General features: G+C 60.5%; 21 protein-coding genes. 9 read left to right on the plus strand and 12 right to left on the minus strand.

Annotated features, from left to right (window positions below):
• Window positions 1-4 precede the first annotated feature (4 nt).
• The 5 genes from BPHY_RS31550 to BPHY_RS31570 form a co-directional block, all read right to left on the minus strand.
• On the minus strand, window positions 5-1,015 hold the full coding sequence (locus BPHY_RS31550; RefSeq protein WP_012405531.1) for a zinc-binding alcohol dehydrogenase family protein: 1,011 nt from the start codon (window positions 1,013-1,015) through the stop codon (window positions 5-7).
• Between the two features lie 162 nt (window positions 1,016-1,177).
• Window positions 1,178-2,197 carry an aldo/keto reductase gene (locus tag BPHY_RS31555; RefSeq protein WP_012405532.1) on the minus strand — a complete coding sequence of 340 codons (1,020 nt, stop codon included), beginning with the start codon at window positions 2,195-2,197 and terminating at the stop codon, window positions 1,178-1,180.
• 96 nt (window positions 2,198-2,293) lie between these two features.
• Window positions 2,294-3,253, minus strand: a complete 960-nt coding sequence (locus BPHY_RS31560; RefSeq protein ID WP_012405533.1) for an ABC transporter substrate-binding protein — start codon at window positions 3,251-3,253, stop codon at window positions 2,294-2,296.
• Between the two features lie 58 nt (window positions 3,254-3,311).
• Window positions 3,312-4,343, minus strand: a complete 1,032-nt coding sequence (locus tag BPHY_RS31565; RefSeq protein WP_012405534.1) for an ABC transporter permease — start codon at window positions 4,341-4,343, stop codon at window positions 3,312-3,314.
• Window positions 4,336-5,886, minus strand: coding sequence for a sugar ABC transporter ATP-binding protein (locus tag BPHY_RS31570; RefSeq protein WP_012405535.1), 1,551 nt, complete (start codon window positions 5,884-5,886; stop codon window positions 4,336-4,338). The genes BPHY_RS31565 and BPHY_RS31570 overlap by 8 nt, the downstream gene beginning before the upstream one ends.
• Window positions 5,887-6,115: 229 nt before the next feature.
• On the opposite strand from BPHY_RS31570, the gene BPHY_RS31575 reads away from it, so the two are divergent.
• The gene (locus tag BPHY_RS31575; protein WP_012405536.1) at window positions 6,116-6,817 is read left to right on the plus strand and encodes a FadR/GntR family transcriptional regulator; all 702 of its coding nucleotides are present in this window, start codon (window positions 6,116-6,118) and stop codon (window positions 6,815-6,817) included.
• A 225-nt stretch (window positions 6,818-7,042) separates the two neighbouring features.
• Window positions 7,043-8,566, plus strand: a complete 1,524-nt coding sequence (locus BPHY_RS31580) for a sensor domain-containing diguanylate cyclase (protein ID WP_012405537.1) — start codon at window positions 7,043-7,045, stop codon at window positions 8,564-8,566.
• Between the two features lie 253 nt (window positions 8,567-8,819).
• Here BPHY_RS31580 and BPHY_RS31585 read toward each other — a convergent pair whose 3' ends face one another.
• Both BPHY_RS31585 and BPHY_RS40255 read right to left on the minus strand, forming a co-directional pair.
• Window positions 8,820-9,581, minus strand: a complete 762-nt coding sequence (locus BPHY_RS31585) for a bestrophin-like domain (RefSeq protein WP_012405538.1) — start codon at window positions 9,579-9,581, stop codon at window positions 8,820-8,822.
• A 365-nt stretch (window positions 9,582-9,946) separates the two neighbouring features.
• The gene (locus BPHY_RS40255) at window positions 9,947-10,600 is read right to left on the minus strand and encodes a PqiC family protein (RefSeq protein ID WP_157686877.1); all 654 of its coding nucleotides are present in this window, start codon (window positions 10,598-10,600) and stop codon (window positions 9,947-9,949) included.
• 402 nt (window positions 10,601-11,002) lie between these two features.
• On the opposite strand from BPHY_RS40255, the gene BPHY_RS31600 reads away from it, so the two are divergent.
• The 5 genes from BPHY_RS31600 to BPHY_RS31620 all read left to right on the plus strand — a co-directional run bounded on the left by BPHY_RS31600 (window position 11,003) and on the right by BPHY_RS31620 (window position 16,353).
• Complete coding sequence (locus BPHY_RS31600; RefSeq protein WP_012405540.1) at window positions 11,003-11,695, plus strand: DUF3313 domain-containing protein; 693 nt, start codon at window positions 11,003-11,005, stop codon at window positions 11,693-11,695.
• Window positions 11,696-11,760: 65 nt separating this feature from the next.
• Window positions 11,761-12,561 carry a potassium channel family protein gene (locus BPHY_RS31605; RefSeq protein ID WP_012405541.1) on the plus strand — a complete coding sequence of 267 codons (801 nt, stop codon included), beginning with the start codon at window positions 11,761-11,763 and terminating at the stop codon, window positions 12,559-12,561.
• On the plus strand, window positions 12,558-14,285 hold the full coding sequence (locus BPHY_RS31610) for a SulP family inorganic anion transporter (protein ID WP_012405542.1): 1,728 nt from the start codon (window positions 12,558-12,560) through the stop codon (window positions 14,283-14,285). The genes BPHY_RS31605 and BPHY_RS31610 overlap by 4 nt, the downstream gene beginning before the upstream one ends.
• 38 nt (window positions 14,286-14,323) lie before the next feature.
• A complete protein-coding gene (locus BPHY_RS31615; RefSeq protein ID WP_012405543.1) occupies window positions 14,324-15,778 on the plus strand; it encodes a DUF2252 domain-containing protein in 1,455 nt (484 codons plus the stop codon).
• Window positions 15,779-16,089: 311 nt separating this feature from the next.
• Window positions 16,090-16,353, plus strand: coding sequence for a DUF4148 domain-containing protein (locus tag BPHY_RS31620; protein WP_041765715.1), 264 nt, complete (start codon window positions 16,090-16,092; stop codon window positions 16,351-16,353).
• A gap of 181 nt (window positions 16,354-16,534) precedes the next feature.
• On the opposite strand, the gene BPHY_RS31625 is transcribed toward BPHY_RS31620, so the two are convergent.
• From BPHY_RS31625 to BPHY_RS31640, 4 genes are all read right to left on the minus strand, one after another.
• On the minus strand, window positions 16,535-17,731 hold the full coding sequence (locus tag BPHY_RS31625; protein ID WP_012405545.1) for a porin: 1,197 nt from the start codon (window positions 17,729-17,731) through the stop codon (window positions 16,535-16,537).
• A 354-nt stretch (window positions 17,732-18,085) separates the two neighbouring features.
• On the minus strand, window positions 18,086-18,463 hold the full coding sequence (locus BPHY_RS31630; protein WP_012405546.1) for a BON domain-containing protein: 378 nt from the start codon (window positions 18,461-18,463) through the stop codon (window positions 18,086-18,088).
• A gap of 106 nt (window positions 18,464-18,569) precedes the next feature.
• Window positions 18,570-19,895, minus strand: a complete 1,326-nt coding sequence (locus tag BPHY_RS31635; protein ID WP_012405547.1) for an MFS transporter — start codon at window positions 19,893-19,895, stop codon at window positions 18,570-18,572.
• A 159-nt stretch (window positions 19,896-20,054) separates the two neighbouring features.
• Window positions 20,055-21,110 (minus strand): BKACE family enzyme, encoded by a 1,056-nt coding sequence (locus tag BPHY_RS31640; protein WP_012405548.1) that lies wholly within the window; start codon window positions 21,108-21,110, stop codon window positions 20,055-20,057.
• Between the two features lie 326 nt (window positions 21,111-21,436).
• On the opposite strand from BPHY_RS31640, the gene BPHY_RS31645 reads away from it, so the two are divergent.
• Together BPHY_RS31645 and BPHY_RS31650 are read left to right on the plus strand one after the other, a co-directional pair.
• Window positions 21,437-22,207, plus strand: coding sequence for a DUF3047 domain-containing protein (locus BPHY_RS31645; RefSeq protein ID WP_012405549.1), 771 nt, complete (start codon window positions 21,437-21,439; stop codon window positions 22,205-22,207).
• A gap of 2 nt (window positions 22,208-22,209) precedes the next feature.
• Window positions 22,210-23,094, plus strand: coding sequence for an ATP-dependent Clp protease proteolytic subunit (locus tag BPHY_RS31650; protein ID WP_244257749.1), 885 nt, complete (start codon window positions 22,210-22,212; stop codon window positions 23,092-23,094).
• Between the two features lie 34 nt (window positions 23,095-23,128).
• On the opposite strand, the gene BPHY_RS31655 is transcribed toward BPHY_RS31650, so the two are convergent.
• Window positions 23,129-25,570, minus strand: coding sequence for a glycogen/starch/alpha-glucan phosphorylase (locus BPHY_RS31655; protein ID WP_052306207.1), 2,442 nt, complete (start codon window positions 25,568-25,570; stop codon window positions 23,129-23,131).
• Window positions 25,571-25,634 lie beyond the last annotated feature (64 nt).

Consider the following 25,634-nt stretch of genomic DNA (forward strand, 5'->3'; position numbering starts at 1 on the left):
CGGCTCAGCATTCCACCAACGCTTTCACCACCGTTTGCCCCGGCTCGAGCAGACGGGGAAACGCGTCCGGCACGTCAGCAAGCCGCATACGGTGGGTGTTGAGCGCCTGATCGGGAATGCGGCCTGCGCGCATGGCTTCAAGCACGGTTTCGAAGTCGGCGATGGTCGCGTTCCGGCTCGCAAGCAGCGTAGTCTCGCGTTTATGGAATTCCGGGTCGGAAAACGTCACCTGGCCCGGCACGATGGAAATCAACGTGTATTTGCCGCCGTGTGCGACAAACCCGAAACCGCGGTTCATCGCGTCAATGTTGCCCGTCGCGTCGAACACGGTGTCGAAGAATTCATTGTTCGTCAACGCACTGAGTTGCTCGGTGTCGCTTGGTCCGACTGCGACGGCCGCATCGACGTCCAACTGCGTCTTGCAGAAGTCGAGACGATCCGCACGCGTGTCCAGGCAGGTCACGTTTGCACCGCGCAGCTTGGCGAAGATCATCGCAGCCATGCCGATCGGTCCTGCGCCCACCACGAGTGCGCGCTGGCCGGCCAGTACATCCGCCCGTCGCACCGCGTGCGCGCCGATCGCCAGGAACTCGAGCATCGCGGCCTGATCTAGCGTCACGCCTTCGGCTTTATGCACGAACTGCGCGGGCACACTGAGATACTCGGCCAACGCGCCGTCGCGATGCACGCCCAGGACCTTGATGGCGACACAGCAGTTCGTTTTCCCCTGACGGCAAGCCACACAGTGCCCGCACGATAGATACGGCATCACGTAGACACCATCGTCACGTTCAAAACCCGAGTCGGAATCCGCATCGACCACCACCGCGGAAAACTCGTGACCCATGACGCGCGGATACTCGAGATACGGTTGCGTGCCGGAGAAGATATGAAGGTCGGTGCCACAGATCCCGACACGCGATACCCGCAGCAATACCTCGCCTGCCGCTCGGGCCGGCCGATCGATGTGCCGTGCACGCAGCATTCCTGGGGATTCGCAAATCACGCTAAGCATATTGTTGTCCTCTTGATCGAATCGTGCGCAGGGCGAGTTCGCCCATGCGATAGAACTTGCATGCGTTGCGGCCAAAAACATCGAATATCGCACTTGGCCCAGCGAACCGCGAACAGTCGTCCTCGAATGCGGCGAGCCACTGGGGTGCATCGATGCGCCGCGTCATGCCAGCCCCTCGGGAACAGGGGCGTCTGCAGCGATGAGTCCCTCATCGCTCAATGCGCGCCAGAACTGCGCGGGTATGGCCAGCTCGAGCCACGCGATGTTTTGCTGCAACTGCGCAACGCCGCGCGCACCTACGACACAGGACACGACAGCACGGTGCGCAAACGGGAATTGGAGTGCGGCCGCTGGGAGGGGGACGTCAAAACGCTCGCATAATGCAGTGAGCCGGCCGACCTTCTCGACCACTTCGCGAGGCGCATCGGCATAGTTGAACATGCCGTTGCCGGCCAGCACGCCGGAATTGAACACACCGCCGACAACAATCGCTGTCCCCGCAAGCGAGCAAACGTCGAGCAGCGGCTTGAGCGCGGACTGTTCGAGCAGCGTGTAGCGCCCTGCAAGCAGGATGACGTCCAGGCCGGCCTCGTTCATCGCATCGGCGGCGATTTCCCACTCATTCACGCCCACCCCTATCGCACCCACCGCGCCACTCGCGCGCAACTCGTCGAGCGCACGAAATCCGCCGCCCACCGTGAGTTGAGCCCAGTATTGTGCGTTGCTCTCGCGGTGCGTCATCTTGCCGATGTCATGCACGTAGAGGATGTCGATCTGCGCCATGCCAAGCCGCTGTTGGCTATCCTCGTACGAGCGCATGATGCCGCCGTAGCTGTAGTCGAATTGCGGCTTGAACGGCAGCGGTTCGGCCCAACCGTCGTCGCCGGGCCGCACGCTCGCATCGGGCCTCATCAGACGGCCGACCTTGGTACTCAACGAAAGTGCATGACGCGGGCGGCTAGCGAGCGCCTGGCCCACGCGCCGCTCCGAAAGCGTGTAGCCGTAGTACGGCGCCGTATCGAAGTAGCGCAGACCTGCCGACCATGCAGCATCGACGAGCGCCGTCGCTTCCGCGCTTGTCATCGGGCGATACAAGCCGCCCAATTGAGAGCAACCGAGGCCCAGCGCCGTCAGTTCAAGCCCGCTGCGCGGCAAGGTTCGTATTTCGCTAGCTTGGGTCATTGAAGGTGCAATCGTGAAGAGGTTCGGTCGTTGAATGCATGCGGCTATAGGACCTGCTTCGATGAAGCGGGGTATCGAAGCAGGTCACCGGCGTTATTAGTAAAGGACGTTCTTCGCTTCCGCCGAGTCGAGGTTTTGCTTGTCGACCATGACCACGCCCGTATCGATGTCCTTGGCTGCGGGCTTGTGTTCAATAACGTTCACGACCGTCTGAATGCCCTTGTATCCCATCTGATAAGAGCCTTGAACGGCGATTCCCTGAATCGTTCCGTCCCGCACGAAGCCTTGCAGGTCCTGGTTGCCGTCGAATCCGATGGCAACCAGCTTGCCCGCTTTACCGGTTTGTTTGAGCGCGCGCCCCATTCCGATCGCGGTGGGTTCATTTGCGCCGAAGACGCCCTTCAGGTCAGGATTGGCCGAGAGGACGTCCGTCGTTTGATTGAGGGCCGTCGCCATCTGCGACTGCGAGTAGTACGGGCCGACGATCTGCAGCTTTGAATGTGCCGCGATGTATTTGCGGAAGCCGCCGACACGCCCAATTTCCGAGCCGGCTCCCGGCACATACGACATGACGGCAATTTTTCCGGTCTGGCCTACACGATCGATCAGCGCCTTTGCACAGAGCTCCCCGGCTTTCTCATTGTCGGTTGACAAGAACGACTGGTAATACTGCTTGCCTGCATCGGACAGCGCCGAGTCGATCAGCACGACGGGGATATGTGCCTCCCATGCCTTCTTGATGGCAGGAACAAGGGCGTCTGGATCGGACGGTGCCAGCACGATGCCTGCGACGTGCCGGTTCACGGCGTTCTCGACCATGTTGACTTCGGCCGTGATATCGGATTCGGCAGCCGGGCCCTGGAAGGTCATCGTATAGCCCTTTGCATCGCCGAGTGCGGACTTCGCGCCTTTCTGCACGTTTTGCCAGTAATTCGAATTGACAGTTTTGACGATCACCGCAATCTCGCCGCCCGCCGCATAGGCGTTCGTGCTCATCGACCCGCACATCAAGACCGACGCCGATACCGACGCGGCTAACAAAGAAAATCTGTTCATGTCTCGCTCCTCTTTCTCGTGGTTGGACTTCGTGTGGTGAACGCTGACGGGATCACAATTACCGCTTGCGGCTTCGCAACTGATCGATCCATACGGTGCCTAAAATCACGACGCCGATGATGATCTGCTGGATAAAGCTCGATACTCCATTCATATTCAGACCGTTACGCAGGACTCCAATGACGAACGCACCGATGGCCGTGCCCGAGATCGTGCCCACGCCGCCCATGAGCGAGGTTCCGCCGATTACCGCACTCGCGATGGCATCGAGTTCGTACATGACGCCTTCGTTCGGTTGCCCCGTCACGAGACGGGACATCAACACACAGCCGGTTACGCCGGCCAATGCACCGGAGAGCACATAGGTGAACAGCGTCACACCGCGGACGTTGACACCCGAGAGGCGCGCCGCCTCGGCGTTCGAGCCGACGGCATAAATGTGGCGGCCGAGCGATGTTTTCGATAGCAGGATGGCGCCTGCGACGAACAACACGATCATGATGACGACCGGGTAGGGAATTCCCGGAAAGGTCGTATCGGGAAAACCGTCGGCGCCGATGTGGGAGATGCGAAAGAAAGCGCCATTGCCAAGCGCGCCGAACGCGTCGCTCAAATCCGAGACCGGTCGTGCGCCCGTGATCTGCAGTGCAACACCTCGTGCGACGAGCATCATGCCGAGCGTCGCGATGAAAGGTGGCAAGCCCATGCGGGTGACGCAGATGCCGTTGACGTAGCCGCACAGCGATCCCACAAGCACACCGCACAGCATCGCGACGGGCACCGGCAGGCCCGCTTTCGTGAGTAGCGCAGCTGAAACGCCAGCAAGCGCAAGGACCGAGCCGACCGACAGGTCGATCCCGCCCGTGATGATGACGCAAGTGGCGGCCACACCGAGGTACGCAATCGACGTCACCTGCAGGCTCACGGTCATCATGTTGCCGACCGAAAAGAACGCCGCGCTGGCAACCGAGAACGCAATAACAAGCGCCACCAGACTGCCCAATGCTGCGAACTTCTGGATGAGGTCGCGACGCCGCTGTTTGGCCGAGCGATCGGCGACCTGACCGCGATCAGATGTCATTTCAAGCATGGGTACGCCCCGAAGCAAAATGCATGATCTCCTCCTGACTGGTGTGTTTCGTTTCGAGTACGGCCGTAATCCGGCCTTCGTGAAAAACAGCGATCCGGTCGGTCATGCCAAGCAGCTCGGGCAATTCCGAACTGATCAGCACGACGCCCACGCCTTGCGCAGCGAGCCGGTCCATCAGACCGTAAATGGCGAACTTCGCGCCCACGTCGATACCGCGAGTGGGCTCATCGAAGAACAAGACTTTCGACCCTCGGTACAGCCATTTGCCGATGACGACTTTCTGCTGATTTCCCCCGGACAGGTTGCGCACAATCTGGTCGACGGAGGGCGTGCGAATGCCCAGTTCGTGCACATAGCGGCGTGCGACCGCGGCCTCTTCATCGAAGCACAAGAAGCCCGAACGCGAAGAGACCCCGCCTACGTTGGTCAGCGTAATGTTCGCCGCGACCGACATTCCGAGTGCGAGACCTTCTTGCTTGCGGTCCTCGGAGAGGTACGCGATGCCGTGGCGAATCGCCTCTCGCGGCGAACGGATCGTCACGCGCTGGCCGCGGAGCTCGATCGATCCGCCATGGATTCCATCGGCGCCGAAGATCGCTCGGGCAACCTCGGTACGGCCCGCCCCCATGAGCCCCGCGAAGCCGAGGATTTCTCCCTTGCGCAGTTCGAATGAAACCGGCCCGAACACGCCATCGCGTCGCAGGTCGTGCACACCAAGCAGCACCTCTTCTGCCGGGATCGATTGCCGCGTGGGGTAAGCATCGTCGAGCGAACGCCCCACCATGCGCGCGACGATGTCGTTCACAGTGAGGGCCGCGAAGTCGTCGGTCGAAATGTATCGGCCATCGCGCAAGACCGTCACGCGGTCCACGATCTGCGCCATTTCATCGAGGCGATGCGAGATGTAGAGGATCGCGACACCGGCCGCGCGCAACTCGTGGATGATGCGAAACAGCTGGACGGTTTCGGTCTCCGTCAACGATGACGTGGGCTCATCCATGATCAGCACCCGAGCATCGAACGAAAGCGCCTTGGCGATTTCCACCATTTGCTGTTGCGCAATGGACAACGTGCCGACCAACGCCGTCGGCGATACATCCAGGCCGATCCGAGCCAGGCACCGCACCGCATCCGCGTTGAGCTTGCGGGTATCGACAAACGGTCCGCGCTTCGGCTCTCGTGCCAGAAAGAGATTCTCCGCGACACTGAGATGCGGAACGAGGTTGAGTTCCTGATGGATGATCGCTATGCCTGCCGCCTGAGCCTCCGAGGTCGAGCGATACGTGACCGGCTCGCCGCGATACCGGATCGTCCCTTCGTCTGGCTGGTACTGCCCGCTGATGATTTTCATCAGCGTCGATTTGCCGGCTCCGTTCTCGCCGCAAATTGCGTGGACTTCGCCCGCCCGAAGGTCCAGATGAATCCCGTCGAGCGCAACGACCCCTGGAAAGCGCTTCACGATTCCCTCAAGACGCAGGATGTCCCCGCCCGCAACATTCCCCTCCGTGCAAGCGAGGCTCGATGGGCCGCGAGGCATTGTCATTTCGTCTCCTATGTACGGCCGACCCGTCTTCCGCGTGGTCAGTCCAATTGCATCGAATTAAAACCCAAGCGACGCGTTTGGTCAAGCCAGTATCTATATTTCACAATCACCCTTACCAATGGTAAAAACCCGAATACCGCGCAGTCCGTTGCTGGACGAGGTGTTGAGCGACCGTGCTAGACTTCGGCGCATGCAAAACGCCCGCGATAGCGGCAATTCCATCGAAGCCATGAAATCGACTGAACCCAAGCGGCTTTACCAATCCGTCGCGACGCAAATCCTCGCGTTGATTCACCAAGGTGACTTCCCGGCTGGAGAACGCCTTCCACCTGAGCGCGAACTGGCACTGAAGCTGGGCGTGTCGCGTCCATCGCTGCGCGAGGCTTTGATCGCACTGGAGATAGGGGGGCAGGTTGAAATCCGCATGGGTTCGGGTGTCTATGTGCGCGAGACCAGCGCAGACGAAGCGGGCTCAGTCGGTGCCCTTGGGGACAGCCCATCGGAATTGATGCAGGCGCGCGCGGCGATCGAGGGGAGCGTCATCGTGCTCGCCACGGCGCGCATGACTGCGGCGATGCTGGACCGGTTGCGCCGCACAGTCGAACGAATGCGAAGGCTTGCGGCGGCGGGGAAATCGCCCGTTGAAGCGGACCGGCAGTTCCACATGTTGATCGCGGAAGCTGCAGGCAATTCCGTGCTCAGCCGATACGTGGGCGAGCTGTTCGACAGTCGCCACGATCCCATCGCTGCCGCCATGCGCGGTCATGCAGAGAGCGCGCAAACATGGACGTCGGCCGTGCAGGAACACGAGCTGGTGCTCAAGGCCTTGCAGTCCGGCGATCCTATCGCGGCGCAAGCGGCAATGCGCTCGCATCTCATGGCTTCCGAGGATCGCTGGATGAGCGGCGCATTAAAGCAAGGCGCGGAATAGCAGGTGAGCGAAAAGCGGAGCAATCGAATCGCACGTGCCACTGAACGATTTGCCGCCCCGTGAGTCGACTGCTTCAGCAAGGAGACTGCCGATGAAAAGACGCGAGGGGCTTTGGCCTTGGAAGCTCAATTCGAACAGTTTGCAAGGTCCAAATCTTGCTGGCCGCCCACCGACACTTTCCAGAAAATCACCGGCACCGGGCCGCGTATCGTGAGCTAGCGTTCAGTGACTATCCGTGAGAGTTCAGGACTGAAAGGCGCTTTCGCGACACTGGCGCGCCAAACGTCAACGCCAGTCGTGGTCATTGTGGGCGGCCTGATTGCCGCGTTAGTCATGGTTGGATTATGCGCGCTTGTCCTCTATGAAGGCCGCCTGGACGCGCTCGAAAGGGCCCGCAGTACTTCCGGGAATCTGGCGCTCATCGCCGAGCGCGATATCGAACGCAATTTCGAGCTGTATGAACTGTCGTTGCAGGCAGTCGTGGATGGCATGAATCGCAATGATGTCATGGCGCTGCCGCCGCGATTGCGCAACGACGTGCTGTTCGACCGGGCAGCCAACGCCAAGTATCTTGGCTCCGTCCTTGTGCTGGATGAAGCAGGCAACATCGTGATGGATTCGGCCGATGTAAAACCGCGACGAGGCAGTTTTGCAGACCGGCCATACTTCACGGTACAGCGGGACCATCCGGAAACGGGACTGTACATCAGCGATCCCTACGCGTCACGGCTACGCGGTGGCGCGGCCAGTATTGCTCTGAGCCGCAGGCTATCGCATCCAGACGGCTCTTTTGCGGGCGTCGTTATGATCGCCGTGAATCTCGATTATTTTCGCAATCTTTTTGCGGGACTGTCGCTTGGCACACACGGAGCTGTCTCGCTCATCACCCAGCGCGGCATCATGGTCATGCGGCAACCTTACGATACCCACATCATTGGCCGCGACATCAGCCAGGCCGAGACATTCAGACGCTTTCGCGCTGAACCACAAGGCAGCTTCAGCGAAACGGCGTCGATAGATGGTGTGCGGCGTCTTTACTACTTCCGAAATTTTCCAAGCCTTCCATTGGTGATCATGGTGGCCGAGGCGGAACAGGACGTTTATGCCGACTGGCGTCGCCGCGCCATCACGATAGGCTCATTGATGGCCATATTCGCGCTCGTCTTCGTCGGGCTGTCCGTGATGCTCGCCGCGCAGTTGCGGCTTCGCATACGGGCAGAGGCCGAGCTGGCAGTGCTGGCGCGCACCGATGCACTGACCGGGCTGCACAATCGCCGGTCACTTGGCGACATACTCGAAGACGAATGGCGGCGAGCCAGCCGCACACATACCCCGTTCGCGCTGCTTTTCCTGGACATCGATCGCTTCAAGGCATTCAACGATGCATATGGCCATCAAGCCGGTGATGCAGCGCTCGCGAGCGTTGCCCATTGCATCGCTGACAACATACGACGTCCTGCCGACAAGGCCGCGCGGTACGGCGGCGAAGAGTTCGTCGTCTTGTTACCCGACACGTCCCCAGCGGGCGCCGCGCTTGTTGCCGAGAAAATCCGGGCCGCCATCTCCGAACTTCCTATCGAACACGGCGGCAGCGAGTACCGTCGACTCACCGCAAGCATCGGCCTGGCACACTGGCGGCCAGGAGACAACGCGGATGTCAGCGCCCTGATGCGGGCAGCAGACGATGCGCTTTACACCGCAAAAGCAAGGGGCCGCAACGTGGTCGTAACGGCCATTGCTCTGGACTAGTCCGCCGAAGCAGTCCGCGCCGGTCGGACCCATCGCACGCAACACGCGAAAGGTGTTGCGACGGCCGTTCGCACCATGCAGTACCGTATCCGTTGCCATGCAGAGCCGGGCGACTGCAAGCGGGTCGAGCCAGCGAAGGCATGTATGCAGAAGTTCAGCAATGTCTGTGCGCGTGCTTCAGCATTGCAACGGTTCTCGGCTCAAAAATAAGTGATCTGGCTGCGGCCATCTTCATGGTCCATCCAGTCATGTGTTAGCGGCCCAGAACGGCGAGCGCCTGGTGCATCGGTGACATCGATACCGTCACCATCCCATCGAGCGGCGTATTCATCTCCAGGATCAGGAAGATCGCGATGGACGTCGACAGCGCCCCCAGAAACAACGCAATTACAACCGTGGTATTCGCGGGCGTGAACAGGCCGAACGCGCCGAAGATAATGCAGAGCCACAGCACAAGGGTGACAAGGAGCGCGGTAGGCGTCGAGCCCGCTGCCTGCAGAACGCCCATTTCGCGCACGGCGATTGCGTCGTTGACCATCTCGATCGCGCGTGCCTGCAAGCGCCGCTGCGCGTCGTTTTGCGGCGAGAGGGACTCGAGTTTGCGCTCCAGATATTCTGCGCGCTCCAGCGCCTCAGTGCCCTGCAGCGCTTTCAGTTGCGCCGGGTCGCCTGACGCTATCTGCCCGGCCGCCCGCGCGACGATCTGCTTCAGCATGTCCCGGATCTCCTGCGTTTGCGGCCCATAGCGCACGAGCACGCGATCGAGCAGGACGACATTGGCGGCATCGCGTGTCACGCTGGCGTCAACCATGTCCAATGAACTCTTCGCCGACGAAATCAGCAAGCCAAGGACGAGCGCTGCCATCGTGGCGATCAGGCCCGTCGCCAGTTTGACGACACCGATCGAGTCGTCGTCGAGATGGTGTTGCGGAAGCAAGGTACGCAGATACAAACCGAGCAGTGCACTGCAAAAGACGCAGGCAAATGTGATCAGGGCGACGCTCAGATGGTGCATCGTTCATCCTCCGTGCGTCGGCGCGGGCAACGACCGACGGGCCACCGAACTGGACGGCGGCGCGCCCACGTTCAACGCTGTCCGTGCGCATCGCCTTCGGCGATTACCCCGATCGCTCTTCCCTGTTGCTGCGCGAAGAGCAAGGCGGAGCACCTGCTGGATCCGACGTTCCTTCGCGCAACTTATCCCGAAGCTCAGGCATGGGATTGACGCATATCAACGAATGCCGCACGTAAGATGGACTCGTCTACACCAAGCTTTTGAAGTTTGCGTTCTGTACGCCTGGTTTGGTCGGCACGCGAAATCCCAAACATGTTTCTTATAGCCGGCAGTCCGTGTCATCCGGCGCTGGAACGGTAGCGCTGTTATGAGCGCGTACGCAACGTATTCTGATAATCCATTGCGTCAAACACTCGATCGACACTCTGCGGCTTCTTTTTAATTGCAGACACGATCGCTTCTGCCATATCGACACATACTGCCGCGAGCGCCTGACTCTGGGCATCGACTAGCGCGTCATAACCACCAACATTCACCCGTCGTATGACGAGAGAGCGCCCATTGAGAACGCGTTTGGAATCTGGTGTGAGGATTGACCAACCCACGACAAGCATTGCACCGGATCCGGGCGCCGAGTCGAAAGTCTGAACATTGATGGCGATTCTCACCGTCGGCCGGTCAGTAGCCTGCGGAATAGTGGACACCTGGGCATCAACAAAAAGCCGTTGCATATCTACTGCAACGACATTCGCTATCTGAACTTTCAATGGCTCGCTCCATCGGGCGGCTTCCGCGACGCGAGTTTGCGATGGATTGATGCCGAGCACGAGCTGTGGCCGGTCGACTACTTCTGGAATGGTTACATAGTCGACGACGATTGCAAGCGGAATGCCAGCATCGAGATTTTCAGGTGGTTGTACAGAGTTCAGCTTATAGACGCTTCTAAAGAGGTCGTTCGCACAGCCGGTTGCTGACAGCAAAAGCAGTATTCCAGTAATGCATCCGCAAAAGTGCTTCACATCGACCTCCGTCCTTTCATCCACCTTCGAAAGGCACGTCAGACTCGTACGTAACCCATACGGAAAAATACATTCTGTATGTCATGGAAGAGAATCTGCATGTCTGACAAAGCGTGTCGTGAGTATTTAATGACAAACAAAGTCCAACGAACTTACCTTATTCAATTAGATAGTTCTCGTACGCATATCTAATTAAGAACACGAAAGCGGGTTCGCAAATCACGTTCCCACTAGTGATTTTACTTGACGCAAGTCAATCGGATCATCGCCGGCATCGCTAGCCTGTCATACAAGGTTCGCGGCAGGCGCAGTCGAAATTCGCTGGCGGACCGGAGCGTAGGTCCAGTTTCGCACGGATGCGACTTGCGCAATTTCTACTGACCGATAAGCGAAGGTGTGACGATGCGAAATATGACCTTGTCTGGGGCGTCTGCGATAGCAGTCGCAGCTGTACTCGTTGCCGGATGCGCAAGCAACAATACGCCGACGAAATCTGAATACTCGGGTTTTCTCGGCGACTATTCGAATCTGCAGCAAACGCAGGATGCCAAAGGCGAGACATTCCTCAGGTACATCAACCCGAAGTTGACCCCGGCCAATTACAGCGCCGTCATTGTCGAGCCGATTTCGATGTATCCGAAAGCCGAACCGACGGAACAACTGAGTCAGGCAACGATCGATCAGGTGCGCAGCTACGCGACCACTTGTCTGACCCAGTCAATGGCTTCAAAGGTCCGGGTCGTCCAGGCGCCCGGCCCAGGCGTGCTCCGGTTGCAGGTCGCCATAACGGGCGTTGCGAGCACGGCGGAGGGGCTCAAGCCTTACCAGGTTGTGCCCATGGCTTTTGTCGCCACGATGGCGGTCAACTCTATAGCAGGTGCACCGCAACAGGCGAAGCTGCTGGTCGAGGCGCGCGGCACGGACAGCGTGTCAGGCGACGTCCTCGCCAAAGTGGTACGCACCCATACGGGAGAGAAACTGGGGCGGGTCGCATCGAACGAACCCGTGATTACCTTCGAGTCAGTCAAACCGATCATGGACGACTGGTGTGACACGGTTTCCAAATCCGTATCGCAATACATAAAGCCTCGATAGCCACGAAGACGACCGATCTGGCTCTCGCATACTTCAGGTGATGCAATCAAACGGCGTGGTGCTCCATGTGGATCTATCGTGTCGATGAACCGCGTCTTGGCGCGGTTCGGGTGCGTGAATGGAGGCGCCGCGCCCGCCATGCCGTCGCTCTCCTGGTGCTATTGCTCACGGCAGCCACCACAGGGCTCATATTGCTGGACGAATCAAAGGCACCGTTCGGCAAGCGACTATTCACCGCTTTGTGGGACGCGGCCAACCTCACCACTACGCTGGGCGACTTTTCCGAGTTCAACGAGCGCCAGAAGCTGTTCATGCTCGCAGCGATGTTTGTGACGATGCTGGTCACTGGCTTCGCCATATCCAGTCTGACGGGGATTCTGTCTGGCGATGACGTGATCGCATACAGGGAGAACAGGAAAATGGAGCACAAGTTCGAACATCTCGCCAATCATGTGGTCGTCGTGGGATATCGATCTCTCGGGCAACGCATTGCGGAGAAATTGCGGGGCGCGGGCGAAACCGTGTTAGTGCTGGTCGCCGACAAGGAGCTGGCCGACCGGGCAGCGGAACGCGGTCACCTGGTCATTCTCAGCTCACCCGACGTTTTCGACGACGCGCTTCGGCACGCGCGACTCAAGGATGCAAAGGCGCTCGTCGTGACCACGCCCGATGGCGACGCGAATCTGGCTGTCACGCTGATGACGCACTCTCTTAATCGCTCACTGCGGATCATTGCGCCGGGCGAAAACGCCTTGCGAAAGACCCTGTTGGAGAATGCCGGCGCGACGGGCGTTGTCATCGGCGATGAAATTCTCGCCGACGCACTGATGGACAGACTGACGGCACATGCGGAGGCTACATCATGAAGGCCGTGACACCGACTGAATCACTGTCTCACAGGTTCCCGCTGTTGCAAGGGGTTTTCCCCATGTCCCGCGCCCAGTTGCCGCACGACATTGTTGCGGGCATTACGCTGGCCGCGTTGGGCATTCCGGAAGTCATGGGATACACGAAGATAGCGGGCACGCCTGCGGTGACGGGGCTTTACACGATCCTGCTGCCTCTGGTGGCCTTCGCATTGTTCGGCGCATCGAGGCACCTCGTTGCCGCAGCGGATTCTGCGACAGCCGCAATCCTGGCGAGCACGTTGGTGACCGTTGCTGCACTTGGCAGCAAGGAGTATGTCGGGCTGACCAGCACTGTCGCGCTCACGGTGGCCGCGATGCTCGTCGTGGCACGGATTTTCCGGCTTGGATTTCTTGCCGATTTTCTGTCCCGCAGTGCATTGGTCGGATTTCTGACAGGTGTCGGGATTCAGGTTGCGGCGGGCGAACTGGCTGGGATGATCGGGCTCGCAAAGCAGGGGCATGGCCCCATCCTTCAGGTGGCTTCCGTGGTCGAGCGGCTCGGAAGCGCAAGCTATGCGACAGCAGCGGTATCCGCGGCCGTGCTTGCCATGATCGTGGGCTGCAAGCGCCTTTCGCCGCGAGCGCCGGGGGCGCTTATCGCGGTGGTCGGCGCGATAGCGGCAAGCGCAATTTTCGGCTTCGGCCAGCGGGGTATCAGCGTCATCGGCGAAGTGCCTGGCGGTCTGCCTTCCCTTTCGTTTCCGCCGATACGTTGGGCCGCGATGGATCAGGTGCTCGCTACGGCGGCTTCGTGCTTCATCGTGATCATCGCACAGAGCGCCGCCACTGCACGCGCGTACGCCAACCGGTACAACGAACACGGTGACGATAATCTTGATATCGTTGGGCTCGCAGTAGCCAATGCATCGGCCGCCTTCACGGGCACCTTCGTGGTGAACGGTAGCCCGACCAAGACGGAGATGGTCGACGATGCAGGCGGGCGCACGCAAATTGCGCATTTGACCACGGCAGTCATCGTCCTGTTCGTGCTGCTGTTTTTGACCAAACCGTTGGCTTATCTGCCAGCCGCCGTGTTGTCGGCCATCGTTTTCATGATCGGGTTGAAACTCATCGATGTGAAGGGTATGGCGGAACTCTTTCGCGTTCAGCGCGACGAGTTCGTGGTTGCACTGATCACCGCCTTCGTGGTGGTATTCGTCGATGTGATGCACGGCATCGTCGCCGCCGTTCTTCTGTCGGTGATCGACAACACACGTCACAGCTACCGGTTGCGCACTCGCGTGCTCACTCGCAGCGAGACCGGCCACTGGATTCCACATGTCGTGGCGCCCAATGTGTTCGCCGCGCCCGGAATCATCGTGTATCGCTTTGAGGCTGATCTGTTCTATGCGAACGCTGGCCGCTTCATGGATGAAATCCTGAAGCTTGCAGAACAAACGCAACCGGCGCCACGATGGATCGTCGTCGACGCGTCGCAGATCAGCAATGTCGACTATACGGCGGGCAAGACTCTGCTCCAGCTGAGAGATGAACTGGCGCGGCGGGGCGTCGGTATCGCCTCGGTTGCGGTGCCCGAAGGTGTGAGCAATGAGCTCGAACGGTATCGTGCGCTCGGCCAGAAGGAAGGACGCCAATCTATTTATCCGACGGTCGACGCGGCGATAGATGCGCTCCGCGACGCCAGTCCGAACGCGACTGTAGCGGCCGCTCCTAACGCTTAGATCGTGTTTTCAACATAGTCCACTGGAGAGCACAAGACGTGGCCAGGATCGCCGACCGGACAAATGAGAAGACACCAGGCAGCCATTGTGATCTTACGTCGACGGATGTACGCGAACATCCGCTACCGCCATTTCACGGGCGCGGGCCGCGCGCTTCGCGAGTGATGGCGGGGAAAGCGGCCCGCAGCCGTTTTCCGAGATCCAGCCTCGCACGCTGCGACCTGCCCGCGCGGGATGTCATCGCTTTGCTTGAATCGTCTAACGAAGGACGGTTGCCTGCGTTGATACCCATACGCTATGGCCGCATGGTCGCAAGTCCGTTTGCGTTTTATCGTGGGGCGGCGGCGCTGATGGCGTTCGACCTTGCACAATTGCCGCGCACCGAAATCATCGTCCAGTTGTGCGGCGATGCGCATCTGGCAAATTTCGGCCTGTTCGCGAGCCCCGAGCGCCGAATTCTGTTCGGGCCCAATGATTTCGACGAGACACTGCCCGGTCCGTTTGATTGGGATGTGCGCCGGCTGGCCGCCTCGTTTGTGATTGCCGTTCGGGAACGCGGCTTCGGCTCACACGCCCAACGGGATGTGGTGCGCCGCTTGTGTGCGACGTTTCGCAAGCAGATTGACCGCTTCAGCGAAATGGACCCACTCGATGTCTGGTATCACCAGCTCAACGCCGAGACTATGCTGACCGTCGCCCATTCGTTGAAAGAAAAAAAAATGGAACAGGCGGCCATTGCACAGGCTCGCAGGCGAACGTCGCGTGCTGAAATGGGACACTCGACCGAGACCGTCAATGGGCGGGTGCAGATCAGGGACGAGCCTCCGTTGGTCTATCACTTTCCGGTGACCAACCTGCAAGAAGCAACGCAGTTCAACAATTCCGTCCGCCACTTTATCGCGGACTTCCGCGATACGCTGCCCGACGACCGGCGCGAACTGCTTGATCGCTATGAACTGATTGATGCGGCGATGCGGGTGGTCGGCGTTGGATCGGTCGGCACGCGCTGTTGGGTTGCGCTGTTCATGGCAGACGGTAAGTGCCCGTTGTTCCTTCAAGTCAAGGAAGCCCGTGCGTCGGTGCTTGAGCGCTACCTTCGGCCAAGCCGGTATGCGAACCATGGGCAGCGTGTGGCAACGGGGCAGCGTCTGTTGCAATCGGCAAGTGACATCTTTCTTGGGTGGGCCAACGCTCGTGTGACTGGCATTGACTTTTATGTCCGGCAGTTGCGCGACATGAAGGGAGCGTTCGACATCTCCAGATTCGACGTCGGCGATTTCACGGAATACGCAGACCTGTGCGGGCATGCGCTCGGACATGCGATGGCAAAGGCTGGCGATCCCGCGCTGATAAGCGGATATGCCGGGACGTCGGACGCATTTGACGAGGCCATCGAGCATTTCGCACTCGCTTACGCGGATCGTAACGAGCAGGACTGGCTGACGCTGAGATCGGCGGTAAAGACGGGGCGGATACCTGTGATGGAAGAGTAAATCGTGTTGTCCCGAGCTTTTCCAGGCGCATGAACATGTCCAGAACCACACAGCCATAAGCGAAGGCCGATCACGCGAAGTCAGGCGACAAGCCCGGCAACAAGACGCATCTCGACGAGTTGCGCCGGCTGCACGCCGAACGCGTGGCCGCTGTGTTGACGACGAACGTGGCGCAATTCGCTGTTTCCTGAAGGCCTCGCTGCCGCGACGCTTCTATCAGGGCGTCACGGCCGTTCTCACCGTGTCAGACGTGCGAAACCTCGCGCACCGCCTACAATAAAAACGCCATTCATTTTGTGGACGCTCAAGCCATGGGTACTTTCTCACGCTTTGCTCTCGGTGCGCTGCTCGGCGTGTCCTTTGCGGCCACCGCCTACGCGCAAGCTTCATCGAATTCATACGATCCGTCAGCCCCGAAGACGCGCACCCAGGTGGTCGCCGAATTAAACGAGTGGTTCGCCGCCGGCTTCAACCCTGACGAGTGGGCCCACTATCCGGACAATGCCGAAGCCGCCTCGATCATTGTCGCGCAACGGCGAGCAGCCGCCGGTAGCGCCCCGCAAATGCAGCAATAGCTGGCATACCCGTCGATAGTAAACGGCGGGAGTAGAGACTGATCAGTGCAGCCGCCCCGGTGCCGCTGCCCGTCGACCGCGTGTGCCTTGCGCGGCGATCGTCGACGACTCACATGGCGCTTGCGCGCGAAACGTCATAGCGGGTTCGGCCAGCAAGCGCCGCGCCGAACCCGCTTGCGCATCAGAAGGCGTGACGGATGCCCAGCATGCCTGCAGCCGTATTCTTGCCCACGGCGACAGGCTGTCCGTACACGAGTGTCTGATTCATCGTGCCACGGTTGGACACATAGCCGCCCTGCGCATACAGCGTCGTCGTCTTGGACAGGTTGTAATCGGCGCCCAGCACATAAGCCGTCGACTGGTTCTGGTTGTGCTTCTCGTCCTTCACATAGTAGACGCCCGACGTGAGTTCGAACGCCGGCGAGAAGCGATAGCCGATGCCTCCCGTCCACATGTCGAAATCCCCCGAAGCGACACCCGCCGCCAGGTTCCCGTTCGGATTCGCCGGATTGCGGCCGTTGCTGAAAGACCCCGAGACCGAGAGACCCTTCCACGTGTACTTCCCGCCAAAATATACGAACCGGTTGTTGTTCTGGCCAGTTGCCGGGATCGGCGTCGCGCCGGGATTGCCTGCAGTCGGATACGGATACGGGCTCGCGTCATGGCCGTTGTAGTAGACGGCTGCGAGGTTCAGACCGTAGTTCGAATACTTGAGCACGGCCGACTCGCGCGTACCGCCCTGGAAATGACCCGCAACGCCGCCGGGCGCATATTCGAGCGCGGCAGAAAAGCCATAGAAGGTCGGCGAGTTATACACGAGCGCGTTACTGTCATAGAGCGCGCCGATGCTTCCGTTCGTGCTGTTGGCCGTCCAGCCCGACTGCTGGTTCATGGTCAGCCACGCAGTCAGAACGCTGCCGAAGAACCACGCGTTGCGCACGTCGGTGTCGGCGAATGCATAGGCCATCGGCGCGAGCTGGCGGCCCATGTCGAACTTGCCGAAAGGTCCAGAGACGCCAACCGTCGCAATCTGGTTGAAGAGCGCCGGCGCGTTCGGCGTATCGCTCAGCTGGAACTTGCCCGTGCCGCTGTCGAAAGACCCCTGCAACCGGAAGTTGACCTTGTAGCCGCCGCCGATGTCTTCGCTACCCTTCAGGCCCCAGAGGCTCGAATAGAGACCGCCGTCCTTGAAGCGAAAGATGTGTCCGAGGTTCGGATTCTTCGAAGCGACCGGCAGAAAATTCGCCGCCGACGTGTTTTGCCACAGCAGGCCCGAATCGATCGTGCCGTACAGCGTTACCGACGATTGCGCGTGCGCGGCACCAGCGACTGCGAGAAGTGCTGCTGCCGATGCCGTCGTTTTCAGTTTCACCTTCATTAGGTCTCCGTACTGTGTTCTGGTTCGATGCATAACGATCCGATTCTTCCTGAAGGGACATTGCATCCACCAAGAGAGAATAGACATCGAAGCCCTGGCCGTTACCCCCATCGGTGGGGGGCAGGGTTTTCCGTAGTTGGCGTCGCGTCAGAACGAAAAGGTGGGGAAAACGGGCGATCGCCCTCGACGGGTGGGGTTTCCTGCTCCACGGCAACGGAATATCAACGGGAGGCGAACCTCGGGCCTCAGGCGAAGCGTCACAATCAGAGCGATGAATGAACGGACTGCGGCGTCGATCGGCAAAACGAAAGAGCCGGTCACGAACCGGCTCAGCGCGTTCTCGTCGAAGCGTGCCTACTGACCACCAAACGGCTTTTGAACCACCAGTTTGCTGGTGACGGACGTCACTCCCGGAACACCTTTCACGATCTCCACGATTGTGGGAACCTGGTTGTTATCCGCAACCGTCCCGTTCAGCGTAACCGCACCGTTCCTGGCCGTGACACTGATACTTCCGGCCTTGATCTCCTTATTCTTTGCGATCGCGGCATACACCTGCTTGCGCAGTGCCCGATCCGCTTTTTTCCCCGTGGCCGGCGGGGTTGCACCCGACGCCTCGACAGTCGATGCGACCGGGGCACTCGTTGCCGCACCGCCTTGAGCCCACGCGCCGATCGACAACGCAATGAGGAATCCGCCGACAGCCAGCATGTGTGCTGAGTTTGCTTTCAAGGGAAACTCCGTTTTGATTTGTTGCAGGTAAAGGAAACTGAAGCCCGCGACCGTTGCAGATCGCGGGTACCGTCGGTTGCGCGATAGCGCTCATGACACGCGTGCGTCAGCAGAGCGCTGCCCGCTCCCGTAACGCGTTCACACGGTCCATGTCGCGGCCATAGTTGCGCTTTCCGATGTAGAACGCCAACGTGGCAATGAGTGGCGCGAACGGCACGAGTTGCAGCGCACCGAGCAGACCCATGTGGTCGGCGAGGATCCCCGTCAGGACAGCGGCGGGAGCCAGACCCAGCAGGTTGTTCGCGAGCGTCAATGTTGCAAACGCCGATGCGTGGATCGAAGGCGGCGTGAGGTTGGCCACCATCGCGCCCGACGGGCCGCTTGCGCCCGCGCTGAAAAACATCCCCACGCCGATGAAGACCAGTTGCAGCGGGCCGGCCGGCATGCGGAATCCAATCGCGAGCAGCACGAAGCAGATCAGGCAAAAAACGATCGCGGTTCCCCACTTCCTTTCCCGCGAATGCTTGCTGAGCCGGTCCGCGAGGTTGCCGCACACCACCATGCCCAGCCCCGTCACCAGCACAAACAGCGCGCCGATCATCGCGGCCTTGCCGGGCGCCATGCCGTAGTAGCGATTCAGGAAGCTCGGCATCCACGCCCATACGGCAGCAGGCACGAGCAGATGAATACCGCTACCCACATACGCACAGACCACGGATTTCGTGGAGAACAGTCCTTTCATCAGCGCACGCAGACTCATGCGCACACCGATGCCCTCGGGCCGCGCATTCACGCAGGAAGACTGCAGCGGGGCCACGCGCTTTTCCGTCACGATGAACCGGTAGAACACGACGAGCACGATGCCGAGCACCGCCATCGCGCCGAATGCCCAGCGCCAGCCGAGATGCGCAGCGACCGCGCCGCCGACCGCCATGCCGAGCACCGAGCCGAACGCCCCGCCCGCCATGAACGCGCCTGTCAGCGTGGAGCGCAACCGCGTCGGGAAAATGCTCAGGACGACCGCGATACCGACGCTGCCATACGCAGCTTCGCCGATACCGACGAAAGCGCGGGCCACCAGCATTTCACCGTAGGTCGTCGAAATCGCGCAGCCGAGGGTGGCCAGACTCCACATCGCCGCCATCAGCACGATGCTCTTCACGCGGCCCCAGCGGTCCGCGAGCACGGACAGCGGAAACGTGAGCACACCCACCATCAGCGCCACGATACTGCTTAGCGCCCCCAGCCGGGCGTCGGAGAGATCCCATGCAGACTTGAGCAGCGGAAACACGGCATTCAGAACCTGCCGCGACATGTAGTCGGATAGCAGCAGTCCGACCGTCAGTGCAAAAACCACCCAGGCGTAAGCACGCACATCCGATTGCGTCGCCGGCACGTCGCCAGCGGTGGGTTCGGCATGCTGCATCAGCATAACTTCGTCTCCTTTGCATCTCGCTCGTTGGCGGCCGTGTTTGTCCGGCAGAGCAACGAATCGTCGATGGATATCCGTCGAACTCCCCGAACGCACCGGGGAGTACTACCTTGCAAGCGTGCCGGGCACTCCGTCGCCATCACCGGCACGCTGCCATGCCTATGCCGCGCGCAGCGGAAGGTTTTTCACGCCCGCTTTGCGGTTCGGCGCCATGCCGTTAGCGGCGAGCGTCTCGTCCGCGTCGCGGTATTGCACGCCGATCCGGTAGATCTCGCGCGCTTCCTTGCCGCTCGCGATCTCACGGCCCAGTTCCCGCGCAATGCGCACCGTCTGCTCGATCTGCTGCACCGAGGTCATGCGGTTGCCGTGCTGATCGATGATCGTGTCTTCGATGCCGCAGCGCGGATGCAGACCCATCGCCAGCGCCATCGTGTTGAACGGCAGCACGTTCTTCAGCAGCGATTCGGCCGTCAGCGTGCAGCCGTTCGGCGCGCGATGAATGAAGTTGAAGAAGTTGAACGGGTTCGGACCGTCGAAGCCGCCGCCGATGCCGATCCACGTCAGGTTCAGCGGGCCCGTGTAGACGCCCTTGCGCACCAGCCGTTCGAGCGTCTCGAGCGCGTGCATGCCCGTCAGCTGGAAATGCGGCTGAATGCCCGATGCCTGCAGACGGCGAAGATGCTCTTCGACCCAGGCGGGACCGGCGGGCACCGTCATCTCGCTGTACGCGGCCTGGTACGCCGGATTCGCGAGCGAGGTGCCGGCGAGGTATTCCGGATACAGCAGCTCCATGATGTTCATCTGCGTCGTGTTGATCGCGACGGTGACCTGATCCGGCTTCGGATCGAGTTCGGCGAGCATGTGACGCGTGTCGTCGGAGAGCCACTTCGCAGCCTGGCCGTCGTTTTCCGGTGCGAACGAAATCGACCCGCCCACCTGGATGATCATGTCAGGCACGGCGGCGCGCACGCCGGCGATCAGTTCGTTGAACTTCGACAGACGCTTCGAGCCCTTGCCGTCGAGTTCGCGCACGTGCAGATGCAGCACCGTGGCGCCTGCGTTGTAGCAGTCGACGGCCTTCTGGACCTGTGCTTCCATCGTCACGGGAATGTCTTCAGGGAAGTCTTCCGGCATCCATTCGGGCCCGTACGGCGCAACAGTGATCACCACCTTGTCCTGATGCTCCGGGTGCAGCGAGTCGTCGAGAAATTGCATGTTTTGGCTCCTACGCGTTATTCCACCTCATCAGCTTACTCACGCAGGTGACAGCGAGCCCCCCTCAGCAGAGGGGGCGGGGTTAACCCCTTTCCCTTTCGGGCCGGAACCGAGAACTTTATATGTAATACTTTAATTTCCAAGCTGGGCAATCAGCGTTGCGGCAGGCTGCTTCGAAGGGCCTCGAAGCCGCAGCCAAAATCCGTGACTCACCGGATGTCGCTATCTGCTGCCTGAACGATACGATGACGCTCGAAGCGCGGCGTTCTTAATCAAATCCGTCTGTTAAACGGGGCATTCCGGCGAAGAGCCGGATGTGACAAGCGATGCTTCCACCATCTTTTCCTCGTACGCGGAAACCGGCGGCCTGGCCACTGCGGATCGCCGTGTGCACCGCTCTGCTGCTGACGCCGCTAGCCCTTCTTGCACAGGACGAAAAACCGGGCATTGCCTTTTCGACGATGGAGCCCGGCGCATCCTTGCCGGCGACCTGGAAGAACCTGCCCGTCGCGAAAGGTAAAGCGATCACGCACTACACGCTCGTCAAGGACGGCCAGACGATCGTTCTGCAGGCCGACGCAAATCGCTCCGCGTCTGCGCTGATGCACGACGGCAACATCGATCTGAGCCGTACCCCCGTCGTGACATGGCGCTGGAAAGCGGACAAGCCGATCGAGGACGCCGACAACCGGGTGGGATCGAAGGAAGACGCGCCCGCGCGGCTGGTCTTCGCTTTCGACGGTGACAAGAGCAAGCTTTCGATGTTCGACCGCGCGAAGATGGACCTGGCCAAAAGCATCGGGGGACAGGAGTTGCCCTATGCCACACTGATGTATGTCTGGTCGGCCAATGCTGCGCCCGGCACCGCCATCGCCAACCCTCATACCAAACGCGTACAGATGATCGTGTTGTCTGGCCAGCCCGGCGATGCAGGTCAGTGGCAAAGCCTGCGTCGCAACATCGTGAAAGACTACGAGAAGGTCTTTCATGAACCGCCGGGACGGATTACCGGCTACGGCCTGCTGACGGATACCGACAACACGGGCGCCGAGGTGCGCGCCTGGTACGGAGACATCGAGTTCCTGCCCGGACCATGACGATGCAATTCACCGGGCGCACACGGTTGCTGCCGTACCTGAGCTTCACTGTGCTGATGGTTCCCGGCGCAGCGCCCGCGATGGATTTCAAGCTCGACACTCAACCGCAAAGCGGGCTGAAAGTGGTGCGGGCCGACGGGCGCATCCAGGACGGCGATGCGGAGAAATTCACGCAGATCGCCAAACTCGCAGGCCGCGATAACGAAGGACTCGTCGTACTCGTTCTGAACAGTCCGGGAGGTAACGTCGAGGCCGCGTTTCGTGTCGTCGATGCGATGGATAAAGTCCGCGTCTACACGGTCGTTCCCGATCGCGCGAAGTGCGCATCCGCTTGCGCTTCGATCCTGTTTGCGTCAGGGGAACGCCGAAGCGTCATGGGTACGGGCACGCTCGGTTTTCACAGCTGCTACCGGCGCGATGGGAAAAGCTACGCCGCGGATTCGCTCTGCAACGAGATCATCGCCGCCAATGCGATGCAAAGAGGGATCAGCCAGGCGGCCATCAATCGCTTCGTCAAACGCTATGGTGCGGGAGACATGGCATGGGTCGGGCGCGACATCGCGTGCACATCGCTGCAGGGACTCTGCAAGCCGGGGCTGCTCGAAAGCCGGTACACATCCCAAGCGTCACCCATGCACGGTCTGGATTGCAGCAAGCTCATCTCGGTTCAGGCACGCCTCATTTGCGGGGACGAAGAGCTGACCCGCATCGACAGAACATTGGCCAAAATCTACGCGCAGAAGATGAATGCTTCGTCGAACAAGAGCCGCCTGCGCGCCGACCAGCGCGCATGGATTCGCAGTTCGCGTGATGCATGCGACGACAAGGCCTGCCTGCTGCGCAGCTACCGTCAGCGCATCGACGAACTCAAGCGCATGCCGTCGTAACGCTACGTCGACGACGCACGCGACCGGCCCGGTCTCAACCTCGATCGAGTGCGATACGCACGGGCGAAATGGTCCAGATCCGCTCGCAGTATTCGCCAATCGCGCGATCCGACGAGAACTTCCCCGAGCGCGCGGTGTTGAGGATCGACATCCGCGTCCAGCGCACCGGGTCCTGCCACGCAGAACTCACACGCTCCTGGCAGGCAACGTAATCGGCGTAATCGGCGAGTACGAGAAACGGATCGGCGTTGAGCAGATTATCGACGAGCGGGCGGAACACCTGCCTGTCGCCTCGCGAAAAATAGCCGTCCGCAATCAGACCGAGCGTTTCGCGCAGTTCTTCGTTGCGCTCGACATGCACCGCGGGCCGGTAACCTTCACGCTTGACGCTGTCCACCTGCGAAGCCGTCAGACCGAAGAGGAAAAAGTTGTCGCTCCCTGCTTCATCGCGGATCTCGATGTTCGCGCCGTCCAGCGTGCCGATCGTGAGCGCACCGTTCATCATGAACTTCATGTTTCCCGTGCCCGACGCTTCCTTGCCTGCCGTCGAAATCTGCTCGGACAAGTCTGCAGCCGGATAGATGAAGTGCGCATTCTTCACATTGAAGTCGGGATAGAACACGACCTTGAGCCGGCCCTTCATCGATGCGTCGTTGTTGACGACCTCGGCAATGCCCGTGATGAGCCGGATCATCAGCTTCGCCATCGCGTAGCCTGGCGCCGCTTTCCCACCGAAAATGAAGCAACGCGGAACGACGCCCTGCTCGATGTTGCGACGCAAGCGCTGATAAAGCGTAATGATGTACAACGCGTTCAGATGCTGCCGCTTGTACTCGTGAATGCGTTTGACCTGAATGTCGAACAGCGCATCGGGATCGACGGCGATACGCGTGACATGGCCGATCCGCTCCGCCAACATCTTCTTGTTCGCGAGCTTCACGTCGCGCCACTTCTGCTGGAATGCCAGATTGTCGGCGAAAGCCTCGAGCGTGCGCAGCCGCGTGAGGTCGGTGACCCACCCTTTGCCCACCGTTTCGTCGAGCAGGCTTGCGAGTCCCGGGTTGCTCAGCAGCATGAACCGGCGCGGCGTGACGCCGTTGGTGACATTGAGAAAACGCTCCGGCCACAGCTCGGCGAAATCTCGCAGCACGGTTTGCCGCAGCAAGGTCGAGTGCAATTGCGCGACGCCGTTGACGGCATGACTGCCGATCGTCGACAGATGCGCCATGCGGACTCGCTTCTCGCCGCTCTCGTCGATCAGCGACATACGCGCGACGCGTGCCTCGTCGCCGGGATACTTGCGCCGCACCAGTTCGAGGAAACGGCGGTTGATCTCGTAGATGATCTCGAGGGGACGCGGCAGCAAGCTGCTAAAGAGCGGAAGCCCCCAGGTTTCGAGGGCCTCGGGCAGCAGCGTGTGATTGGTGTACGCGAGCGCGCGACAGGTGGTCGCCCACGCGTCATCCCATGGAACGCTCCGCACGTCGACCAGCAAACGCATCAGTTCAGCCACCGCGATGGAAGGATGCGTGTCGTTCAGTTGCACGGTGAACATATCGGCAAAACGCGCGATCGGCTCCCCCTTCAGATCGAGCAGACGCAACATGTCCTGCAACGAGCACGACACGAAAAAGTACTGCTGCGCGAGGCGCAAGCGCTTGCCGGCCTCGGGCTCGTCGTTGGGATAGAGCACTTTCGACAGCGTTTCGGAAATCACCTTTTCCTGCACGGCCTGGTAGTAATCGCCTGCGTTGAAGTCCTGCAGATCGAACGACTCGATGGCTTCGCTCTTCCACAGACGGAGCGTGTTGCAGGTGTTGACGCGAAACCCGAGCATCGGCGTATCGCACGCGACGCCCTTTACCATGCGGGCCGGCATCCACCGCACCGTGTAGCGGCCCTGCTCATCGACACCGCTTTCGGCATGGCCGCCGAAGGCCACGTAATACGCGACGTTCGGGCGCACGATCTCCCACGGATTGCCCTTTTGCAGCCATTTGTCGGTCACCTCGACCTGGCAGCCGTTGTGGATTTCCTGATCGAAGATGCCGAACTCATAGCGGATGCCATAGCCGACGGACGGAATTTCGAGCGTCGCGAGCGAATCCAGATAACAGGCGGCCAGCCGTCCGAGCCCGCCGTTGCCGAGCCCCGGCTCCTCCTCCAGCGCAAGCAGGCTGTCGAGATCCTGGCCCAGGGACTGCATCGCCGCCCGCGCGTTGTCCTCGATCCCGAGGTTGACGAGGTTGTTGCCGAGTTGAGGTCCGATCAGGAATTCGGCCGAGAGATAGCACGCCACCCGCAATTCCTGCGCGGCATAAGTCTGGATCGTCGCGGCCCAGCGCGCCAGCATGCGGTCGCGCACGCTGTAAGCGAGTGCCATGTACCAGTCATGCGGCGTCGCGATAGCGGGCGGCCGAGCCTGCAGGCAAATCAGGTTATCGAGCACCCCGCGGCGCAGCGCGTCGGCATCCATCGCGCTGCGTGCGGAATCCGTGCCCGGTAATTTCGTTGGGAACGCCACGGTAGCCACGATGCTC

This window comes from Paraburkholderia phymatum STM815 (assembly GCF_000020045.1).
GTDB classification, from domain to species: domain Bacteria; phylum Pseudomonadota; class Gammaproteobacteria; order Burkholderiales; family Burkholderiaceae; genus Paraburkholderia; species Paraburkholderia phymatum.

Bases quoted from the DNA above. Each gene is read 5' to 3' on its own strand.
- BPHY_RS31550 (WP_012405531.1), bottom strand. From the start codon at position 1,015: ATGCTTAGCGTGATTTGCGAATCCCCAGGAATGCTGCGTGCACGGCAC.
- BPHY_RS31555 (WP_012405532.1), bottom strand. From the start codon at position 2,197: ATGACCCAAGCTAGCGAAATACGAACCTTGCCGCGCAGCGGGCTTGAA.
- BPHY_RS31560 (WP_012405533.1), bottom strand. From the start codon at position 3,253: ATGAACAGATTTTCTTTGTTAGCCGCGTCGGTATCGGCGTCGGTCTTG.
- BPHY_RS31565 (WP_012405534.1), bottom strand. From the start codon at position 4,343: ATGCTTGAAATGACATCTGATCGCGGTCAGGTCGCCGATCGCTCGGCC.
- BPHY_RS31570 (WP_012405535.1), bottom strand. From the start codon at position 5,886: ATGACAATGCCTCGCGGCCCATCGAGCCTCGCTTGCACGGAGGGGAAT.
- BPHY_RS31575 (WP_012405536.1), top strand. From the start codon at position 6,116: ATGAAATCGACTGAACCCAAGCGGCTTTACCAATCCGTCGCGACGCAA.
- BPHY_RS31585 (WP_012405538.1), bottom strand. From the start codon at position 9,581: ATGCACCATCTGAGCGTCGCCCTGATCACATTTGCCTGCGTCTTTTGC.
- BPHY_RS31600 (WP_012405540.1), top strand. From the start codon at position 11,003: ATGCGAAATATGACCTTGTCTGGGGCGTCTGCGATAGCAGTCGCAGCT.
- BPHY_RS31605 (WP_012405541.1), top strand. From the start codon at position 11,761: ATGTGGATCTATCGTGTCGATGAACCGCGTCTTGGCGCGGTTCGGGTG.
- BPHY_RS31610 (WP_012405542.1), top strand. From the start codon at position 12,558: ATGAAGGCCGTGACACCGACTGAATCACTGTCTCACAGGTTCCCGCTG.
- BPHY_RS31620 (WP_041765715.1), top strand. From the start codon at position 16,090: ATGGGTACTTTCTCACGCTTTGCTCTCGGTGCGCTGCTCGGCGTGTCC.
- BPHY_RS31625 (WP_012405545.1), bottom strand. From the start codon at position 17,731: ATGAAGGTGAAACTGAAAACGACGGCATCGGCAGCAGCACTTCTCGCA.
- BPHY_RS31635 (WP_012405547.1), bottom strand. From the start codon at position 19,895: ATGCTGATGCAGCATGCCGAACCCACCGCTGGCGACGTGCCGGCGACG.
- BPHY_RS31640 (WP_012405548.1), bottom strand. From the start codon at position 21,110: ATGCAATTTCTCGACGACTCGCTGCACCCGGAGCATCAGGACAAGGTG.
- BPHY_RS31645 (WP_012405549.1), top strand. From the start codon at position 21,437: ATGCTTCCACCATCTTTTCCTCGTACGCGGAAACCGGCGGCCTGGCCA.
- BPHY_RS31650 (WP_244257749.1), top strand. From the start codon at position 22,210: ATGCAATTCACCGGGCGCACACGGTTGCTGCCGTACCTGAGCTTCACT.
- BPHY_RS31655 (WP_052306207.1), bottom strand. From the start codon at position 25,570: ATGGATGCCGACGCGCTGCGCCGCGGGGTGCTCGATAACCTGATTTGC.